Raw genomic sequence first — 1,252 nt, forward strand, 5'->3', positions numbered from 1 at the left:
CACACCAGATCAAAGAACTCAGTACGCGCATCCAGGGAAAACACATTGACCATCAAACGCTCCATCAATCAGAGCGTTGCAGCGACCATATGACTTTGCCGACGTTTTGGCAACCATAAGTGATAGCGCAACGGGGGGCTGTGGATAACGCCGGCAGCATCACGCCTTTGCGGCAACAATGGTCCGCATGCGACCTGCCGAGCCATTGCCCTCCCATTTGTCGGATGCCCCGTTCACGGTGCATGAGGCGAGAGCTGCAAACCTGAGCCGGTCCCGGCTCCGTGCATCCGACGTCGCCCCGGCCGGGCGGTTGATCTATCTGCCGGCCGGCTGGGACTTTGAGATCCGAAGCCTGGCACGCGCACTCTCGGCGGCGACGCCGGGCGGCTGGATCTCACATCTGACCGCTGCAGTGATCCACGGGCTGTGGCTTCCGGCTTGGTTGTGCGGAAGCCGGGAATTGCATCTCAGCAAGCCCAAAGCGCTGCCACCGGTCCGGCGGGAGGGCGTCGTGGGGCACACCGTCCTCGCCTTCCCGGACGAGGTCACGGTGCTGGACGGTATCCGCATTTCGACCCCGGCCCGCACTTGGCTGGACCTTGCCCGCGTCCTGCCGTTGGAAGCCCTCGTGGCAGTGGGCGATCAGCTCGTGCGTCAGCCGCGCCCGGGTCTGGAGATCCGCACCGAACCGTGGGCAACGCGCGAGGAACTGCGGTCGATGCTCAAGCATCATCCGAAGTTCCAGGGGATCGTGAAGGCCCGCCAGGCGGCCGAGCTGATCCGTGCCGGTGCCGACTCCGCACCGGAGACGTTCTTGCGGCTGGCGCTCACCGCGGCCGGACTCCCGGAACCGGAGTTGCAGCTGCGGCTTGTCCCGGAGGACCCGTACTCACCCGCCGCGGACATGGGCTACCGCAAACAGCGCATAGCCATCCAGTACGACGGCGCCCACCACCGCACGCGCGAACAGCAAACCCGGGACTACCGCCGCGACGAAGTCTTCCTTGCCGCTGGATGGCGGTACTTCAAGTTGAACGCCGACGATCTGGCCAACGACTTTCGGGGCGCGGTGCGCAAGGTACGGATCGCCCTTGGCACCGGTTCTGCCCGCTAAACACCCGTTGCTCTATCACTTATGGCTGCCTCGCCGCTGGCAAAGTCATATGGTCGCTGCAACGCTCTGATTGATGGAGCGTTTGATGGTCAATGTGTTTTCCCTGGATGCGCGTACTGAGTTCTTTGATCTGGTGTG

Annotated in this window: 1 protein-coding gene; it reads left to right on the forward strand. The window is 63.7% G+C overall.

What is annotated here, in order from left to right; all coding sequences use genetic code 11:
- The first annotated feature begins 187 nt into the window (after positions 1-187).
- Positions 188-1,114: a hypothetical protein gene (locus ABD243_RS06445; RefSeq protein WP_344363431.1), complete on the forward strand. Its 927-nt coding sequence runs from the start codon at positions 188-190 to the stop codon at positions 1,112-1,114.
- Positions 1,115-1,252 lie beyond the last annotated feature (138 nt).

It is taken from the genome of Arthrobacter humicola (assembly GCF_039531445.1).
Taxonomy (GTDB): domain Bacteria; phylum Actinomycetota; class Actinomycetes; order Actinomycetales; family Micrococcaceae; genus Arthrobacter; species Arthrobacter humicola.